A 15,200-nucleotide genomic window follows, 5' to 3' on the forward strand; every position below is an offset into this window, starting at 1 on the left:
TCACTCCCGTCCTCCGTGGCAGCCGTGCCGGTGCGCGGGGACGTACTCGCGTTGATACGTGTGCGGGGCTGCCGTCGACATCGCGGCTGCCGCAGGCCTCGGGGCCGCCGCGGCGTGGTGCCGCTGCTGGGCCTCCTCGTCGTCCGGGCCGCCGTCCGGGCCGCCGGCGGGGTCCGGCTTGGGCCGCTCGCCCCAGCCGAGGTCGTTGTGCGGTTCGTCGGGAGGGCGCGCCTTGTCCGCCTTGCGGGGCAGGTCGGCCCAGACCAGCAGCCCGGGACCGTGTTCGTGGGCGCCCCAGGCGTGGGACACGGCGTCGACGAGGAGCAGGCCCCTGCCGTGCTCGTCCTCCGGCTGCTGCCGGGTGTTCGCCCGGGGCTGGTCGGGGCCGCAGCCCTCGTCCAGCACGGCTATGCGCACCACGTCGTCGCCGTCGTGCAGCTCGCAGACTATCTGGCTGCCGGCCGTGTGCACGATGGCGTTGGTGACGAGCTCGGAGACGACCAGAGCCGCCGTGTCGCAGGTGTCCTCGCTGACCGCCCAGCCGGTCAGCCGGGCCCTCGTCAGGCGTCTGGCCTGCGCGGGAGAGCCCGGATGGGCGGCCAGTTCGAAACGGAACCGACGCCGGGCGGCAGCCCCTGCGGCGTCGGCGGCTCCCGGGGCGGGGCCGAGACCGGAGGGGCTCACAGCGGTGTCTGTTCCTAAGGGCGCAGGCGGAATCACGCTTGCCACTATCGCCCCGCCGTGCACACTTGGCAAGCATCACTCTGAAAAATCCAGAGTGCTGTGTGACGGTCTGGACGGCCGTGGCACACTGCTCGCAACAGCACCCCGCACGGCGCCAGTTGAGACTGTCGAAGAAAAGTCCGAACGAGTGGACGGATCTTCGAGGAGCTCTCGGATTGGCGCCGCCGGGCTGTCAGGAATCCTTTCAGCGGAGTTCGTGGAGGTGGAGCGTGAGTGAACCGCGGTCCGCGCCGACGGTCGGCCAGGTCGTCCTCGGTCGGCGTCTGCTGGATCTGCGGGAAAGCGCGGGCCTCAAGCGTGAGGAGGCCGCCCGCGTCCTTCGCGTAGCCCCCGCCACGATCCGCCGCATGGAGACGGCCGAGGTCGCGCTCAAGATCCCGTACCTCCAACTGCTGCTGAAGGCGTACGGAGTCTCCGACGAGGAGATCGACGCCTTCGTGCAACTGGCCGAGGACGCCAACCGGCCCGGCTGGTGGCAGCGCTTCCACGAGATCCTGCCCAACTGGTTCTCGATGTACGTCAGCCTGGAGGGCGCGGCCACCCTCATCCGCAGCTACGAGCCCCACTTCGTCCCCGGACTGCTGCAGACCGAGGACTACGCGCGTGCCGTGCTGCGCTCGGGTGCCATCGGGCAGACCAGTCCCGAGGACATCGAGGGGCACGTCGCGCTGCGCATGCAACGGCAGGAACTGCTCACCCGTGACGACGCGCCCCGGCTGTGGGTCGTCATGGACGAGACGGCGTTGCGCCGCCCGGTCGGCGGCCCGGAGGTGATGCGTGCCCAGATCGACAGACTTCTCGACGCCACGAAGATGTCCAACGTGACGCTGCAGGTCGCCCCGTTCGCCGGCGGTCCGCACCCCGGCACGTACGGGCCGTTCGTGCTGTTCCGGTTCGGCATGCCCGAACTGCCGGACATGGTCTACAGCGAGTACCTGACCGGCGCCGTCTACCTGGACGCGCGTACCGAGGTGGCGACCCACCTCGAGGTCATGGACCGCATGGCGGCGCAGGCCGCCTCAGCACATCGCACGAAGGTGATCCTCAGGGATCTCCGCAAGGAGCTGTGAATGAACCACCTCACGTCCCTGTCCCTGTCCATGGCACTGGGCTCCTCCCTCCCGCTGCCCCGGCCGCGGGTCCGCACCGAGCGGATCTACAACGGCATGCCCGCGCGGGAGCTGGGCAGCGAGGGCTGGCACAAGCCGTGGAGCGGCGGCAACGGCGGCAACTGCCTGGAGGCGATGAAGCTCGACGACGGCCGGATCGCCGTACGGCAGTCCACCGACCCGGACGGACCGGCGCTCATCTACACCTCTGCCGAGATGACGGCCTTCATCGAGGGAGCGAAGGCGGGAGAGGCGGATTTCCTGCTGTCCTGACGCCTGTCGACCGTTCTACCGTTGCCTCCCGGCGCACAGCCGATGTTGCTTGTTCCCCCCCCCACACCCTGGTTCGGCCCTGAAATTGATCACTAACAGTTGCAGACACTTACGGAGTTCGTCATGACCGGGCAGCAGCCCCCCGTCGAGATCGACACGAGCAAGCCGCACACCGCGCGGATGTACGACTGGTACCTCGGCGGGAAGGACAACTACCCGGTCGACGAGGCCATGGGCCGGCAGATGCTCGCCCTCGACCCGAGGGTGCCGGTGATGGCCCGGGTGAACCGGGCCTTCATGCAGCGCGCCACGCGCTGGCTGGCCGGCCAGGGCATACGCCAGTTCCTCGACATCGGCACCGGCATCCCCACCGAGCCCAACCTCCACCAGGTCGCCCAGGAGATCGCACCCGAAGCGCGCGTCGTCTACTGCGACAACGACCCGATCGTGCTGGCCCACGCCGGGGCGCTGCTGCGCGGCACCGACGAGGGGGTGACCGAGTACATCCAGGCTGACGTGCGCGAGCCGGAATCCATCCTGGAGGGTGCGCGGAAGATCCTCGACTTCGGCCAGCCGGTCGCGCTCTCCCTCATCGCGCTGCTGCACTTCGTCTCCGACGAGGACGGCGCCCACGAGCTGGTCGGACGGCTCCTGGCCGAGCTGCCCTCCGGCAGCCACCTGGTGATCTCCCACGCGACCTCCGACTTCACCCCCGAGGAATCGAAGGCGGCCACCGAGAAGCTCAAGGCCGCGGGCGTCACCCTGGCCCTGCGCTCCCGCGAGGAGTTCACCCGCTTCTTCGACGGCCTCGAACTGGTCGAACCCGGTGTCCAGGTGCCCCACCTGTGGCACCCCGAGCTGGGCGAGCCCGTGCCCGGCCAGGACGACGGGGTGATCCCGGGATACGGGGCGGTGGGGCGCAAGGCGTAGGCCGGGGCCCGCGGGGCCCGTGGGGCGCAGCTCGCGCGGGTCGCGGGTCGTCGGTCGCCGGTTGTCCGGGGTGGTTACCGTCAGCGCGTCATGTCCTCATCGGGCGGTCGTACGGGCCGATGGGAGCCGGGAGACGGGTGGTGCCGTCGGTCAGGTGACGGTCGACGGCCGCCGCCACCGCCCGGCCCTCGGCGATCGCCCACACGATCAGCGACTGCCCACGGGCGGCGTCCCCCGCCGCGAACACGCCCGGCACGTTCGTGGCGAAGCCGGTGTCGCGCGCGATCGTGCCGCGCGGCTCCAGCTCCAGACCGAGCCCGCTGACGAGCCCGTCCGCTCGGTCCGGTCCGGAGAAGCCGAGCGCGAGGAGGACGAGGCCGGCCGGAAGGACGCGTTCGGTGCCCGGTACGGGGCGGCGCTCCGCGTCGACCTCGACCAGGTGCACCGCCCGGACCCGCCCGTCCGCGTCGCCGGTGAGGCGCAGCGTGGACGCCGCGAACAGCCGCGCGTCGGAGTTCTCGGCGGCCGCCGGCGCCGTCCGCAGGGCGCGGGCCTCCTCGTGCGCGGGGGACAGCCGGTAGAGCTTCGGGTACGTCGGCCAGGGCTCGGTGTCCTCGTCGCGAACGGTGCCCGGCCGCTCGTAGATGTCCAGCTGGGTCACGGACGCCGCTCCCTCCCGCACGGCCGTGCCCAGACAGTCGGCGCCCGTGTCGCCGCCCCCGACGATGACGACGTCCCTGCCCGCGGCGGACAGCGGGGACGTCTCCAGGTCCCCCGCACAGACCCGGTTGGCGAGCGGCAGGTACTCCATGGCCTGGTGAACACCGGTCAGTTCCCTTCCCGGCACGGCCAGTTCACGCCACGCGGTCGCCCCGGTGGCGATCACCACGGCGTCGTGACGCGCCCGCAGCTCGGCGGCGTCGACATCGCACCCGACCGTCGTGGACGTACGGAACGTCGTCCCCTCGGCCCGCATCTGCTCGATACGCCGCTCCAGATGACGCTTCTCCATCTTGAACTCGGGGATGCCGTACCGCATCAGCCCCCCGAGCCGGTCGTCCCGCTCGTACACGGCGACCGTGTGACCGGCCCGGGTCAGCTGCTGGGCCGCGGCCAGACCGGCGGGACCCGAGCCGATCACCGCCACCGTCCGGCCGGAGAGCCGGTCCGGCGGGGCCGGTGCGGCGAAGCCCTCCGCCCAGGCGCGGTCGGCGATGGCGCACTCGACGTCCTTGATGGTGACGGCGGGCTGGTTGATGGCCAGCACACAACCCGCCTCGCAGGGCGCCGGGCAGAGCCTGCCGGTGAACTCGGGGAAGTTGTTCGTGGCGTGCAGCCGCTCCGCCGCGGCCCGCCAGTCCTCGCGCGAGACCAGGTCGTTCCACTCGGGGATCAGATTGCCCAGCGGGCACGCCTCGTGACAGAAGGGGACACCGCAGTCCATGCAGCGGTCGGCCTGCTTGCTGACGATGGGCAGCAGCGCGCCGGGGACGTACACCTCGTCCCAGTCGCGGACCCGCTCCTCGACGGGCCGGCGCGGCCGGTCCCGGCGCGGCGTGGTCAGGAAACCCTTGGGATCGGCCATGGCCGTCTTCCTTGCGTACGCGGTGACGGGCCAGGCGTCGTGGGGCGGCGCTCCTCGGCGGTGGGGCGGCACCCCCGGGGTGCGCTCTCCCCGGCGCTCTGCTCCTTGGCCACGATACGACTGCTCCTGCGCGCACGCAGGCCTGCGGACGGCGCTTCTCTCCTCCGTCAGACGAGGGCCAGTACGTAGGACAGCGCGGCACCCGCCGAGGCGACCGTGCGCACGTGGTTCCACAGCGTCCACTCGCGCACATAGGCGGTCCAGTACGCGGAGGCCTCGGCGGTGTCCGGGGCGAGTCCGGCCAGCACGTCGTTGCGCGGCACGTTCGCGGCCACGGTGACCCCGAACCCGCCGAACAGGTACAGCGCGCTGCCGACCAGCAGCCCGACCGCGCCCTCGTCCGGCCACCTCACCGACGTCACCACGGCGATCGTCGCGCACAGCAGTGCCGAGCCGAGGAACACCAGCATGAAGGGCGCCCGCACCGCGGCCACGTTGACCGACTGCATCGCGGCCACGCCCCGCGCGGGCGGCAACGCCGCGAGCCCTCTCATCACGAACGTCGAGAAGGCACAGAAGACTCCCGCCGCCAGACCGGTCCCGAGCACCCCCAGCACCGTCAGTACCGTCAGCACGGAGGATGGTCCCTCGATCACGTCGTCGACTCCTGCCCGTCCGCCGGCCGGGATCCTTTTCCCGCCGCCCACCCGTCACCCGTCACCACCAGTGAAGCCGGACACGGGCCCGGTGCCCATGGCCGAGCGTCGCGGGACCATACGCGGACGTCCAGCACGCCTCCGGCGGAGAACCCGGGGCAGGAGGTGCCGCCGGCGGCGGACGGCGCATCATGGCCGTGTGCGATTCGAAGCGATCACCTGGGACCGGCTCGGCGACCTCCTCGCCGAGCGCCTGACCGCGCTGCGGACGGCCGACGGCAGCCCTTGGCCGCGCGTCGCCCTCGACGGCGCCCCGGCCGGCCGACCCGGAGACCTCGCCGAACGCGTCGCCGCGTCCCTGCGGGTCCGCGGGCGCCCCTCCCTCGTCGTGAGCGCGGACGGTTTCCTGCGTCCCGCCTCGGTCCGGCTGGAGTACGGCCGTCAGGACCCGGAGTCCTACTACGACGGCTGGTACGACACCGGCGCCCTCTGGCGCGAGGTCTTCGGACCCCTCGAACCGGGCGGGAGCGGACGGGTCCTGCCCGACCTGTGGGACCCGGTCACCGACCGCGCCACCCGCAGCCCCCGTGTCCCGCTGCCGCCCGGCGGCGTACTGCTGCTGCACGGCCCGCTCCTCCTGCGGCACTGGTTCCCCTTCGACCTGCGCGTCCACGTCTCGCTCTCCCCGGGTGCCCTGCGCCGCCGCACCCCCGAGTCCGGGCACTGGACCCTGCCCGCCTTCGAGCGCTACGAGCAGGAGACCGACCCGGTCGGCACCGCCGACGTCCTGGTGCGCGCCGACGACCCACGCCACCCGGCCTGGCACGGTTGAGACTTGGCAGCGGCTGAGACGTCGCGGGGTCGGGGCGCCGCGGGGTCGGGGCGCCGCGCGCACACGTGCCGGGGCCGGGCGGGAAGTGCGGGGCCCGGGTGGTGCGGCGGACAATGGAGAGCGCCGGTACTCGCGGTGCGCCCCGTGCCGCGCCGGCCGTCCGGTATCAGGAGGCACCTCATGACCACCGCCGGAGACATCATGCACCGCGGCGCCCAGTGGATCCCCGCCCACGAGACGCTCGACCGCGCGGCCCAGCTGATGCGCGACCTGAACGTCGGCGCGCTGCCCATCAGCGATGAGAACGAGCGGCTCTGCGGCATTCTCACCGACCGCGACATCGTCGTCGGCTGCGTCGCCATGGGCCACGACCCGGCCAGGACCACCGCGGGCGAGATGGCCAAGGGGACACCGCGCTGGATCGAGGCGGACGCCGACGTCAGCGAGGTCCTCCAGGAGATGGAGACGCACCGGATCCGCCGGCTTCCCGTCATCGACGACAAGCGCCTGGTCGGCATGATCAGCGAAGCCGATCTCGCCCGGCACCTGACGGACGACCAGCTCGCCACCTGGGCCGAGAACGTCTACGCCAGGACCGCGACCGGCTGACCCCCGCTCCCCGCCCCGCCCTCGTCCTCCCGTCCCTCTGCCCTTCGCCCCGTCCGCCTGGTTCCCGGTTGTGGAAACGAACGGGCCGGAGCGTCACCCGTGCGGGACAAGTCGGTCAACTGGGATGATCGCGGCATGATGCGAACCGACGGGTACCCGCTCGATCACCGGGAGGCCGAGGCGGCGGAGCGCCTCGACGCCTTCGCCGATCTGTTCGATCCCACCACGTTCCGGTATCTCGAAGCGGTCGGCGTCAGGCCCGGCTGGCGCTGCTGGGAGGTCGGCGCCGACGGCGCCTCCGTGGTGTCCTGGCTCGCCAAGAAGGTCGGACCGACCGGACGGGTGCTGGTCACCGGCACCGACGTCGCCCGGCTCGCCCCGGTCGCCCGCCCGCCGGTGGAGGTGCGCACCCACGACATCGGCACGGAGGAGCCGCCGGCGGGCGGTTTCGACCTGGTGCACGTCCGGCTCCCGCTCATCGACGTGGCGCATCGCGAGCGTGCGGTGCGCTCGATGGTCGGAGCCCTGCGTCCCCGCGGGCGTTTTCTGGTCGAGGACACCGATCCCGCCCTGCAGCCCCTGGTCTGCCCGGACGAGTACGGTCCCGAACAGCGGCTCGCGAACCGGCTCCGGCAGGGCCTGCGCAAGCTCCTCAGCGACCGGGGGACCGACCTCGCCCGTGGCCGCAGGCTCCCGCGCCTGCTGCGGGAGACCGGACTGACCGAGGTGCGGGCCGACGCGTACTTCCCGGTTGCGGCACCGGCCTGTGAGGCGTTGGAGTCCGCCACCATCCGCCTCGTCCGCGACCAACTCGTCACCGCGGGCATCGCCACGGACCAGGACATCGACCGCCACCTCGCCAACGTCGCCTCCGGCACCCTGGACCTGGCGACGGCCCCGATGATCTCGGCCTGGGGACGCAAGGCGTAGGCCCGGGGCCGCCGGGCGCCCGGTCGCGGGGCCGGCCGGGCGGTCGGGGGCGTCACACGGGTGAGGGCGGGCGGCCGCCCACCTGTCGCACCGCCAGCGCACCCGCCCTGCACCCCTCCGCCGCCGCGTGCCGTGGACCGGAGCCCGCCATGAGGGTGGCGAGGAACGCGCCGGTGAAGGCGTCACCGGCGCCCGTGCTGTCCCGGGGCGTCGTGGTCACGGCGGGCATGCGGGCGCACACCCGGCCGGACCGGGCCAGCAGCGCGCCCTCGGCGCCCTGCTTGGTCACGACCAGGGGGAACCGTCGGCTCAACCGGGCCGCCGCGTCCGCCGTCTCGGACGTCCCGGCGAGCAGGCATGCCTCGTCACGGCTCGGCAGCAGGACGTCCACCCCCTCGACCAGGGCCAGGAAGCGGTCCCTGCCCAGCTTCGCGAGGAAACCGGCCGACGCCGGATCCAGGCTCACCGGCACCCCGCGTGCGCGTGCCGCCTTCATGGCCACCGCCACGAACGCCCTGCTCGGTTCGGCGAACAGCAGGTACCCCGACAGATGCAGCCGGGCCACCCCGTCCAGCAACGCGTCCGACCAGTCACCGGGTTCGAGCCGCAGGGAGGCGCCACCGTCGGTCAGGAAGGTCCGCTCGGCCGCCGCGCCTTCGTCGACCAGGCAGACCACCGTCCCGGTCGGTGCCCGCGGATCGACCACCAGCGAGGGGCGCACCCCGCGGGCGATCAGCTCCCGGGTGTGCCACGTCGCGGAGTCCTCACCCACCCGTCCGAGCAGCCGCACCTCCGTGTCACCCCAACACGCTGCCCAACAGGCCACATTGGCCCCCGCGCCACCGGGGACCGTCCGTATCGCCGCCGCCGTGTCCGTACCGGGGGCGAGCGGCCCCCGGTGCCGGGCCACCACGTCGGTGATGACGTCACCGACGACCAGCAGCGCACCGGAACGTCCGCCGGCCCGCCCCGCCGTGCGGTCCGCGGCACCGGTCCCGTCGCCCGGCCAGGGCTCCGTCACGCTCCGGTCCAGGCCGCCGCGACGCGTGCCGCCAGTCGTACGTTGCCCCGGACCGCCGCGAGGTTGGCGGCGAGAGAGGCGCCGTCGGTGTGGCGCACCAAGTGGTCGAGCAGGAACGGAGTGACGGCCTGGCCGGTGACGCCCTCCGCCTCGCACGCGCGCAGCGCCTCGTCCAGTACACGCGCGTGCAGCCCGGGATCCAACTGCTCCTCCTCGGGCACCGGGTTGGCCACGATCAGCGCCGACCCGGGCCCACCGAGCGCGTCCTGCGCCCGCATCACCCCGGCCACCTGCTCCGGGGTGTCCAACCGCCAGTCCACGGGGTGCCCCGAGTCCGACAGGTAGAAGCCGGGGAAGCGGTCCGTGCCGTACCCGGCGACCGCGACCCCCAGGGTCTCCAGCCGCTGCAGCGTCGCCGGGACGTCCAGGATCGACTTCACCCCCGCGCACACCACGGTGATCCGGGTCCGCGCGAGGAGCCCCAGGTCGGCCGACTCGTCCTGGGTCACCGTCCACTCGCGGTGCACCCCGCCGAGCCCACCGGTCGCGAAGACCCGGACGCCCGCCAGCGCCGCGAGCAGGGCGGTGGCCGACACCGTGGTGGCGCCGCTCGTCCCGGAGGCCATCGCGAGCGGCAGGTCACGATGGCCGAGCTTGCGGATGCCGTCCTCCTGGGCGACCCGCTCCAGCTGCTCCTTGTCCAGGCCGACCCGGGGCCGCCCGTCCAGCACCGCGATCGTGGCGGGTACGGCACCCTCCTGCCGCACCGCCGCCTCCAGTTCCGCCGCCACCCGGAGGTTGCGCGGCCGGGGCAGCCCGTGCGCGATGATCGTGGACTCCAGGGCCACCACCGGCCGCCGCGCGGCGATGGCCTCCCGTACCTCTTCGGACACCGTCAGGGTCACGCGCCGTCTCCCGTCTGTCGCTCCCTCCTCATCCCTGGCGGGCCGGGCGCCGGAACAAACCTCTTGCGCCCCGTCATGGACGTCACGGAGCCTGGGGACCATGACGGACAGCACGGCACGTCTCGACCACGTCGTCCTCTGGGTGCGCGACCCGATCGCCGCCACCGGCTTCTACGCGGAGGCGGTCGGTCTGGAACCGGTCAGACTCACCGACTTCGCCGCGGGTGAGGTGCCCTTCCCCTCGGTACGGATCAATGAGGAGACCCTCCTCGACCTCATGCCGCTCACCATGGCGGAACGGATGACGATGCTTCCCGGTGCGGCCGACAGCTCCGGCCACCCCGTCAACCACGTCTGTCTGTCCCTGCCCGCCGACGACTTCGAGGCATTGCGCGGCCGCCTCGAGGAACGCTCCGTACCGGTGACGGACTTCTCGTACGACTCCTTCGGGGCGCGCGGCCCGGCCAGACGCAGCTTCTACTTCCGCGACCCCGACGGCAACGTGCTCGAAGCGCGCCACTACGACTGACGCGGACTGACGCGTCCGTCAGAAGAGCGGCTCGGGCAGCACACCCTCCAGCGCGAGCAGCCGGCGCTTGGTCTCCACCCCGCCCCCGAACCCGCCGATGCCGCCGTCGCTCTCCACCACCCGGTGGCAGGGCACGACCACCGGCAGCGGATTGGCGCCCATCGCCATGCCGACGGCCTGGGCGCCGCCGGGCTGACCGGCCCGCCCGGCCAGATCGCCGTACCCGACGACCGTGCCGTACGGAACACCGGAGGCCAGCTCCCGCAGGACCTCGCGGTTGAAGCCCGAGTTCCCCGAGACCAGCGACCAGTCCAGCGGCAGGTCGAAGTCGTGGAGCTCGCCCGCGAAGTACGCCTCGACCTGGCGTATCGCCTCGGTCAGCAGCGGGGAGCCGGGGTCCTCGACGGGCTCGGTGCCGAGCCGGGACGCCAGCCGCTCCAGCGCGCCGTCGCGCACCTTGTCGGTCGCGTGGAACACGACGTTGACCAGGCCCTCACGGGTCGCGGCCAGCAGCAGCGGGCCGATGCCGGTACCGACGACCGCCCACACGACCCGCTGCTCGTACTGCCCATGGCTGTCCATGAGCCCACCGTACGACCCGCCACTGACAACGCCGGGCGTGAAGACCCGCGAAGACCCGCGAAGGGCACCGTGCGGCGGGCCGTCAGCCGTCCACCGCGTCCCGCACCACGTCGGGCTTGTTGCTGATGATCCCGTCGACCCCGAATCCCGCCACCCGCCGGGCCGCCGCCGCATCGTTCACGGTCCAGGTGAGGACCTCCAGCGGCTTGTCGTGCGGTCCGTGGAAGGCCTGGACCGCCGCGACGTAAGCGCCGGACAGCGACGTGTGCGGGGGGTTGATCTGGTCGGCGAAGTCCGCGTACGCGGGCAGGTCGCTCACCGGGGGCGCACCGATGAAACCGGTCTTCACCCCGGGCTTCAGCTCGTGGACGGTCCGCACGCTGTCCGTGTTGAAGCTCTGCACGACCAGCCGGTCCCTCAGATGCGCGCGGTCGAGCCATCCCTCGTTGCTCAGGACCTTCAGGGTCTCCTGCTCGATGCCGGGATACAGCTCCGGGCTCTTGAGTTCCAGCAGCAGATTCTGGTCGTGCCGCTCCACACGCCGCACGAACTGCTCCAGCGTCGGTACGCGCACGCCCGCGTACGCGGGACCGAACCAGCTGCCCGCGTCGAGACGGGCGATCTCCGCGGCGGTGAAGTCCTTCACCTTCCACGGCGACCGGCCGGGGAAGACCGTCTCGACGTTCGTGGTGCGCGCCAGGCTGTCGTCGTGCAGGACGACGAGCTCACCGTCCTTGGTGCGCTGGACGTCGTTCTCCACCCAGTCGATGCCGAGTGCGGCGGCCTCGTCGACGGCTGCCAGGGTGTTCTCGGGCGCGTATCCGGAGGCGCCCCGGTGGGCGACCACTACGGGCGGTGTGCCACCGTCGGAGGCACGCGCGGGGGAGAGGGGAAGCAGGAGAGCGGTGGTTCCCAGGAGCGCGGTGGTCGAGGCGACAACGGCGCGCATGTGCATGCGGACTCCTCGCGTCGAGCGGTCAGATCATGCCGGATATACGGGACATGCAAGACATGCCAGACGTCCCAAACAACACGGACAGTGCAACTCTGACAGCAGAAGGTCAACGCGGGGCGGGTGCAGGATGACCACGGATTGAACGGTCTTGCCCCAACTCCGCACACTGGAGCCGCACAAGTGAGGCAAGAGCGTGTTTCTTTGCCCGGATGGTCGTTCGACCATTCCGGTGGCCGTCATACTCTCTGCGTCAACCCTGACCGCCGAGCGGTCCTGGGAGGGGGTTCACGACACACGATTCCGGGATGCAAACGGTGGGAAAGGGCAGCCGCGCATGCAGAGCACGGTCGACGGATTCAGCTACGGCATGGTCACACCGGTGGTGGCCTTCCTCATGGCCTGCCTCGGCGGCGCCCTGGGCCTGCGGTGCGCCACCAGGCCCCTCGTCGTGACCCGGTCCTGGCGCCCCGGCTGGCTCGCCCTGGGCGCGGCGGCCATCGCCTCCGGTATATGGACGATGCACTTCATCGCGATGACGGGCTTCACGATCGAGGGCACGCCCATCCACTACGACCGTGTGACGACACTCGCCAGCCTGGGCGTCGCCCTCGTCATGGTGGGCATCGGGATCTTCATCGTCGGCTACCGGGGCGCGACCGGGACGCCGCTGTTCACCGGGGGCACCATCACCGGTCTCGGTATCGCCTCCATGCACTACCTGGGCATGGCCAGCATGAGCCTCGACGGAACGCTGGAGTACGACACGCTCACCGTCGCCGCGTCCGTCGCCATCGCCATGGTCGCCGCCACCGCCGCCCTGTGGGCGGCCGGACAGGTCAGAGGCTTCCTGTGGAGCGTGGGCGCGAGTCTCGTCATGGGCCTCGCGGTCACCGGTATGCACTACACCGGCATGGCCGCCCTGGAGGTCCACGTCCACGGGACGGCCGCCCCCGTCGAGGGAGAGTCGGCGGCCTCCCTGCTCGCGCCCATGATGCTCGGCCCGATCGCCCTCCTCGTCCTGGCCGGCGTCGTGGTGATCTTCGATCCGCTGATGATCATGGGGCGGTCCGGTCCGGCCCCCGCCGAGCACAAGCCCGGCGTCCCCGCCCATCACCGGCACCAGCACTCCTCCTCCCCGAACCGTCTTCGGCCGCGTGCCCGCGGCCCCGTCGAGCACCGCTCCCGCACCCCGCAGAAGCGCTGACCGCAGTCCTGCCCCGGGCCCGGTCGGGACCCGTTGTCAGTGGCGGGTCGTACGGTGGGTGACATGCGGCCCGTTTCCCAGATCGAACGCACGGTGGCGCCCTTCGAGGTCGTCAGCCCCTACCAGCCCAGCGGCGACCAGCCGGCGGCCATCGCCGACCTCGCCCGGCGCATCGAAGCAGGTGAGAAGGACGTCGTCCTCCTGGGCGCGACCGGCACCGGCAAGTCCGCCACCACCGCGTGGATGATCGAGAAGCTCCAGCGCCCCACCCTGGTGATGGCGCCGAACAAGACGCTGGCCGCCCAGCTGGCCAACGAGTTCCGCGAACTGCTGCCGAACAACGCGGTCGAGTACTTCGTCTCGTACTACGACTACTACCAGCCCGAGGCGTACGTCCCCCAGTCGGACACCTACATCGAGAAGGACTCCTCGATCAACGAGGAGGTCGAGCGACTGCGCCACTCCGCGACCAACTCCCTGCTCACCCGCCGTGACGTCGTCGTGGTCGCCTCCGTCTCCTGCATCTACGGCCTCGGCACCCCGCAGGAGTACGTCGACCGCATGGTGCCGCTCCGCGTCGGCGAGGAGTTCGACCGGGACGAGCTGCTGCGCCGCTTCGTGGACATCCAGTACACGCGCAACGACCTGGCCTTCACCCGCGGCACCTTCCGCGTCCGCGGCGACACCATCGAGATCTTCCCGGTCTACGAGGAGCTCGCCGTCCGCATCGAGATGTTCGGCGACGAGATCGAGGCGCTCTCCACGCTCCACCCGGTCACCGGCGAGATCATCAGCGACGACCAGCAGCTGTACGTCTTCCCCGCCTCCCACTACGTCGCCGGCCCCGAGCGCATGGAGCGGGCCGTGGGCGACATCGAGAAGGAGCTCACCGAGCGCCTGGCCGAGCTGGAGAAGCAGGGCAAGCTCCTGGAGGCCCAGCGTTTGCGGATGCGCACCACCTACGACCTCGAGATGCTCCGCCAGATCGGCAGCTGTTCCGGCGTCGAGAACTACTCGATGCATTTCGACGGCCGCCTGCCCGGCTCCCCGCCGAACACCCTGATGGACTACTTCCCGGAGGACTTCCTCCTGGTCATCGACGAGTCGCATGTCACCGTGCCGCAGATCGGCGCCATGTACGAGGGTGACGCCTCGCGTAAGCGCACCCTCGTCGACCACGGCTTCCGGCTCCCCTCCGCCCTGGACAACCGCCCGCTGAAGTGGGAGGAGTTCCAGGAGCGCATCGGCCAGGCCGTGTACCTGTCGGCCACCCCCGGCGCGTACGAGCTCTCCCGCTCGGACGGAGTCGTCGAGCAGATCATCCGCCCCACCGGCCTGGTCGACCCGGAGGTCGTGGTCAAGCCCACCGAGGGCCAGATCGACGACCTGGTGCACGAGATCCGCGCGCGCGTGGAGAAGGACGAACGCGTCCTGGTCACCACGCTCACCAAGAAGATGGCCGAGGACCTCACCGACTACTTCCTCGAACTCGGCATCCAGGTGCGCTATCTCCACAGCGACGTCGACACCCTGCGCCGGGTCGAGCTGCTGCGGGAGCTGCGCAGCGGCGAGTACGACGTCCTCGTCGGCATCAACCTGCTGCGGGAGGGCCTCGACCTGCCCGAGGTGTCCCTGGTGGCGATCCTCGACGCCGACAAGGAGGGCTTCCTGCGCTCCGGCACCTCCCTGATCCAGACCATCGGCCGGGCCGCGCGCAATGTCTCCGGCCAGGTCCACATGTACGCCGACAAGATCACCCCGGCGATGGAGAAGGCCATCGACGAGACCAACCGCCGCCGGGAGAAGCAGGTCGCCTACAACCAGGCCAACGGCATCGACCCCCAGCCGCTCCGCAAGAAGATCAACGACATCGTCGCGCAGATCGCCCGCGAGGACATCGACACCGAGCAGCTGCTCGACTCCGGCTACCGCAAGACCAAGAAGGACGGCGGCGCGGCCAAGGCACCCGTGCCCGCGCTCGGCAAGGCCGCCAAGGGCACGAAGAGCACGAAGGGCAGGGCCAAGGGCGCCGAGCCGGTGCCCACCGACCGCCCCGCGGCCGAACTCGCCGAACAGATCGAGGAGCTGACCTCGCGGATGCGGGCAGCCGCCGCCGACCTCCAGTTCGAGATCGCGGCCCGGCTGCGCGACGAGGTCTCCGAGATGAAGAAGGAACTGCGCCAGATGCGCGAGGCCGGCCTGTCCTGACGGCACCGGGCTCGTGCGGTTCCCCGCCCGTACGGACTGTGTTGCAAGACCGACACAAAGTGCGGACGGGGGTACGTCACCGTCAGTGCCCCTGCGTAGTGTTCTGGGCAACCGCGGTTTCGCGGCAA

The 15,200-nt window shown here is 71.6% G+C and carries 16 protein-coding genes; 9 read left to right on the top strand and 7 right to left on the bottom strand.

The features are described from left to right. Positions 1–756 (bottom strand): ATP-binding protein, encoded by a 756-nt coding sequence (locus JL475_RS17725; RefSeq protein ID WP_237407435.1) that lies wholly within the window; start codon positions 754–756, stop codon positions 1–3. Between the two features lie 197 nt (positions 757–953). On the opposite strand from JL475_RS17725, the gene JL475_RS17730 reads away from it, so the two are divergent. The 3 genes from JL475_RS17730 (at position 954) to JL475_RS17740 (ending at position 3,056) form a co-directional block, all read left to right on the top strand. Next, on the top strand, positions 954–1,814 hold the full coding sequence (locus JL475_RS17730) for a helix-turn-helix transcriptional regulator (protein WP_202278690.1): 861 nt from the start codon (positions 954–956) through the stop codon (positions 1,812–1,814). 30 nt (positions 1,815–1,844) lie between these two features. After that, on the top strand, positions 1,845–2,126 hold the full coding sequence (locus tag JL475_RS17735) for a DUF397 domain-containing protein (protein WP_202278730.1): 282 nt from the start codon (positions 1,845–1,847) through the stop codon (positions 2,124–2,126). Positions 2,127–2,249: 123 nt separating this feature from the next. Further along, entirely contained in the window at positions 2,250–3,056 is an 807-nt protein-coding gene (locus JL475_RS17740; protein WP_202278691.1) for an SAM-dependent methyltransferase, read from the top strand. An 88-nt stretch (positions 3,057–3,144) separates the two neighbouring features. On the opposite strand, the gene JL475_RS17745 is transcribed toward JL475_RS17740, so the two are convergent. After that, the gene (locus JL475_RS17745; protein WP_202278692.1) at positions 3,145–4,641 is read right to left on the bottom strand and encodes a glutamate synthase subunit beta; all 1,497 of its coding nucleotides are present in this window, start codon (positions 4,639–4,641) and stop codon (positions 3,145–3,147) included. A 167-nt stretch (positions 4,642–4,808) separates the two neighbouring features. Then, positions 4,809–5,297, bottom strand: a complete 489-nt coding sequence (locus JL475_RS17750; RefSeq protein WP_202278693.1) for an anthrone oxygenase family protein — start codon at positions 5,295–5,297, stop codon at positions 4,809–4,811. Between the two features lie 199 nt (positions 5,298–5,496). Between JL475_RS17750 and JL475_RS17755 the strand changes: the two genes are divergently transcribed. The 3 genes from JL475_RS17755 to JL475_RS17765 all read left to right on the top strand — a co-directional run bounded on the left by JL475_RS17755 (position 5,497) and on the right by JL475_RS17765 (position 7,668). Then, positions 5,497–6,129: a uridine kinase gene (locus JL475_RS17755; protein ID WP_202278694.1), complete on the top strand. Its 633-nt coding sequence runs from the start codon at positions 5,497–5,499 to the stop codon at positions 6,127–6,129. 180 nt (positions 6,130–6,309) lie between these two features. Beyond that, a complete protein-coding gene (locus JL475_RS17760) occupies positions 6,310–6,738 on the top strand; it encodes a CBS domain-containing protein (protein ID WP_202278695.1) in 429 nt (142 codons plus the stop codon). A gap of 135 nt (positions 6,739–6,873) precedes the next feature. Next, positions 6,874–7,668, top strand: a complete 795-nt coding sequence (locus JL475_RS17765; protein ID WP_202278696.1) for a class I SAM-dependent methyltransferase — start codon at positions 6,874–6,876, stop codon at positions 7,666–7,668. 52 nt (positions 7,669–7,720) lie between these two features. Here the strand turns inward: JL475_RS17765 and JL475_RS17770 are convergent, their stop codons facing one another. Next, a complete protein-coding gene (locus JL475_RS17770) occupies positions 7,721–8,611 on the bottom strand; it encodes a carbohydrate kinase family protein (protein ID WP_237407473.1) in 891 nt (296 codons plus the stop codon). A gap of 74 nt (positions 8,612–8,685) precedes the next feature. Further along, positions 8,686–9,594: a pseudouridine-5'-phosphate glycosidase gene (locus tag JL475_RS17775; protein WP_202278698.1), complete on the bottom strand. Its 909-nt coding sequence runs from the start codon at positions 9,592–9,594 to the stop codon at positions 8,686–8,688. A 100-nt stretch (positions 9,595–9,694) separates the two neighbouring features. Here JL475_RS17775 and JL475_RS17780 point away from each other — a divergent pair, with 100 nt between their 5' ends. Further along, complete coding sequence (locus JL475_RS17780) at positions 9,695–10,123, top strand: VOC family protein (RefSeq protein ID WP_202278699.1); 429 nt, start codon at positions 9,695–9,697, stop codon at positions 10,121–10,123. 18 nt (positions 10,124–10,141) lie between these two features. On the opposite strand, the gene JL475_RS17785 is transcribed toward JL475_RS17780, so the two are convergent. Together JL475_RS17785 and JL475_RS17790 are read right to left on the bottom strand one after the other, a co-directional pair. After that, entirely contained in the window at positions 10,142–10,705 is a 564-nt protein-coding gene (locus JL475_RS17785) for a methylated-DNA--[protein]-cysteine S-methyltransferase (protein WP_202278700.1), read from the bottom strand. 82 nt (positions 10,706–10,787) lie between these two features. After that, the gene (locus tag JL475_RS17790) at positions 10,788–11,660 is read right to left on the bottom strand and encodes a glycerophosphodiester phosphodiesterase family protein (protein ID WP_202278701.1); all 873 of its coding nucleotides are present in this window, start codon (positions 11,658–11,660) and stop codon (positions 10,788–10,790) included. Positions 11,661–11,994: 334 nt separating this feature from the next. Here JL475_RS17790 and JL475_RS17795 point away from each other — a divergent pair, with 334 nt between their 5' ends. Both JL475_RS17795 and uvrB read left to right on the top strand, forming a co-directional pair. Continuing rightward, positions 11,995–12,864, top strand: a complete 870-nt coding sequence (locus JL475_RS17795) for an MHYT domain-containing protein (protein ID WP_202278702.1) — start codon at positions 11,995–11,997, stop codon at positions 12,862–12,864. A gap of 63 nt (positions 12,865–12,927) precedes the next feature. Continuing rightward, entirely contained in the window at positions 12,928–15,072 is a 2,145-nt protein-coding gene (gene uvrB / locus JL475_RS17800; protein WP_202278703.1) for an excinuclease ABC subunit UvrB, read from the top strand. Positions 15,073–15,200: the final 128 nt, after the last annotated feature.

This window comes from Streptomyces sp. M2CJ-2 (assembly GCF_016757295.1).
Taxonomy (GTDB): domain Bacteria; phylum Actinomycetota; class Actinomycetes; order Streptomycetales; family Streptomycetaceae; genus Streptomyces.

What these genes read in the sequence shown, in the direction of transcription:
- JL475_RS17735 (WP_202278730.1), top strand. Translation starts at nt 1,845, where the DNA reads ATGGCACTGGGCTCCTCCCTCCCGCTGCCCCGGCCGCGGGTCCGCACC.
- JL475_RS17740 (WP_202278691.1), top strand. Translation starts at nt 2,250, where the DNA reads ATGACCGGGCAGCAGCCCCCCGTCGAGATCGACACGAGCAAGCCGCAC.
- JL475_RS17745 (WP_202278692.1), bottom strand. Translation starts at nt 4,641, where the DNA reads ATGGCCGATCCCAAGGGTTTCCTGACCACGCCGCGCCGGGACCGGCCG.
- JL475_RS17760 (WP_202278695.1), top strand. Translation starts at nt 6,310, where the DNA reads ATGACCACCGCCGGAGACATCATGCACCGCGGCGCCCAGTGGATCCCC.
- JL475_RS17765 (WP_202278696.1), top strand. Translation starts at nt 6,874, where the DNA reads ATGATGCGAACCGACGGGTACCCGCTCGATCACCGGGAGGCCGAGGCG.
- JL475_RS17780 (WP_202278699.1), top strand. Translation starts at nt 9,695, where the DNA reads ATGACGGACAGCACGGCACGTCTCGACCACGTCGTCCTCTGGGTGCGC.
- JL475_RS17785 (WP_202278700.1), bottom strand. Translation starts at nt 10,705, where the DNA reads ATGGACAGCCATGGGCAGTACGAGCAGCGGGTCGTGTGGGCGGTCGTC.
- JL475_RS17790 (WP_202278701.1), bottom strand. Translation starts at nt 11,660, where the DNA reads ATGCACATGCGCGCCGTTGTCGCCTCGACCACCGCGCTCCTGGGAACC.
- JL475_RS17795 (WP_202278702.1), top strand. Translation starts at nt 11,995, where the DNA reads ATGCAGAGCACGGTCGACGGATTCAGCTACGGCATGGTCACACCGGTG.
- uvrB (WP_202278703.1), top strand. Translation starts at nt 12,928, where the DNA reads ATGCGGCCCGTTTCCCAGATCGAACGCACGGTGGCGCCCTTCGAGGTC.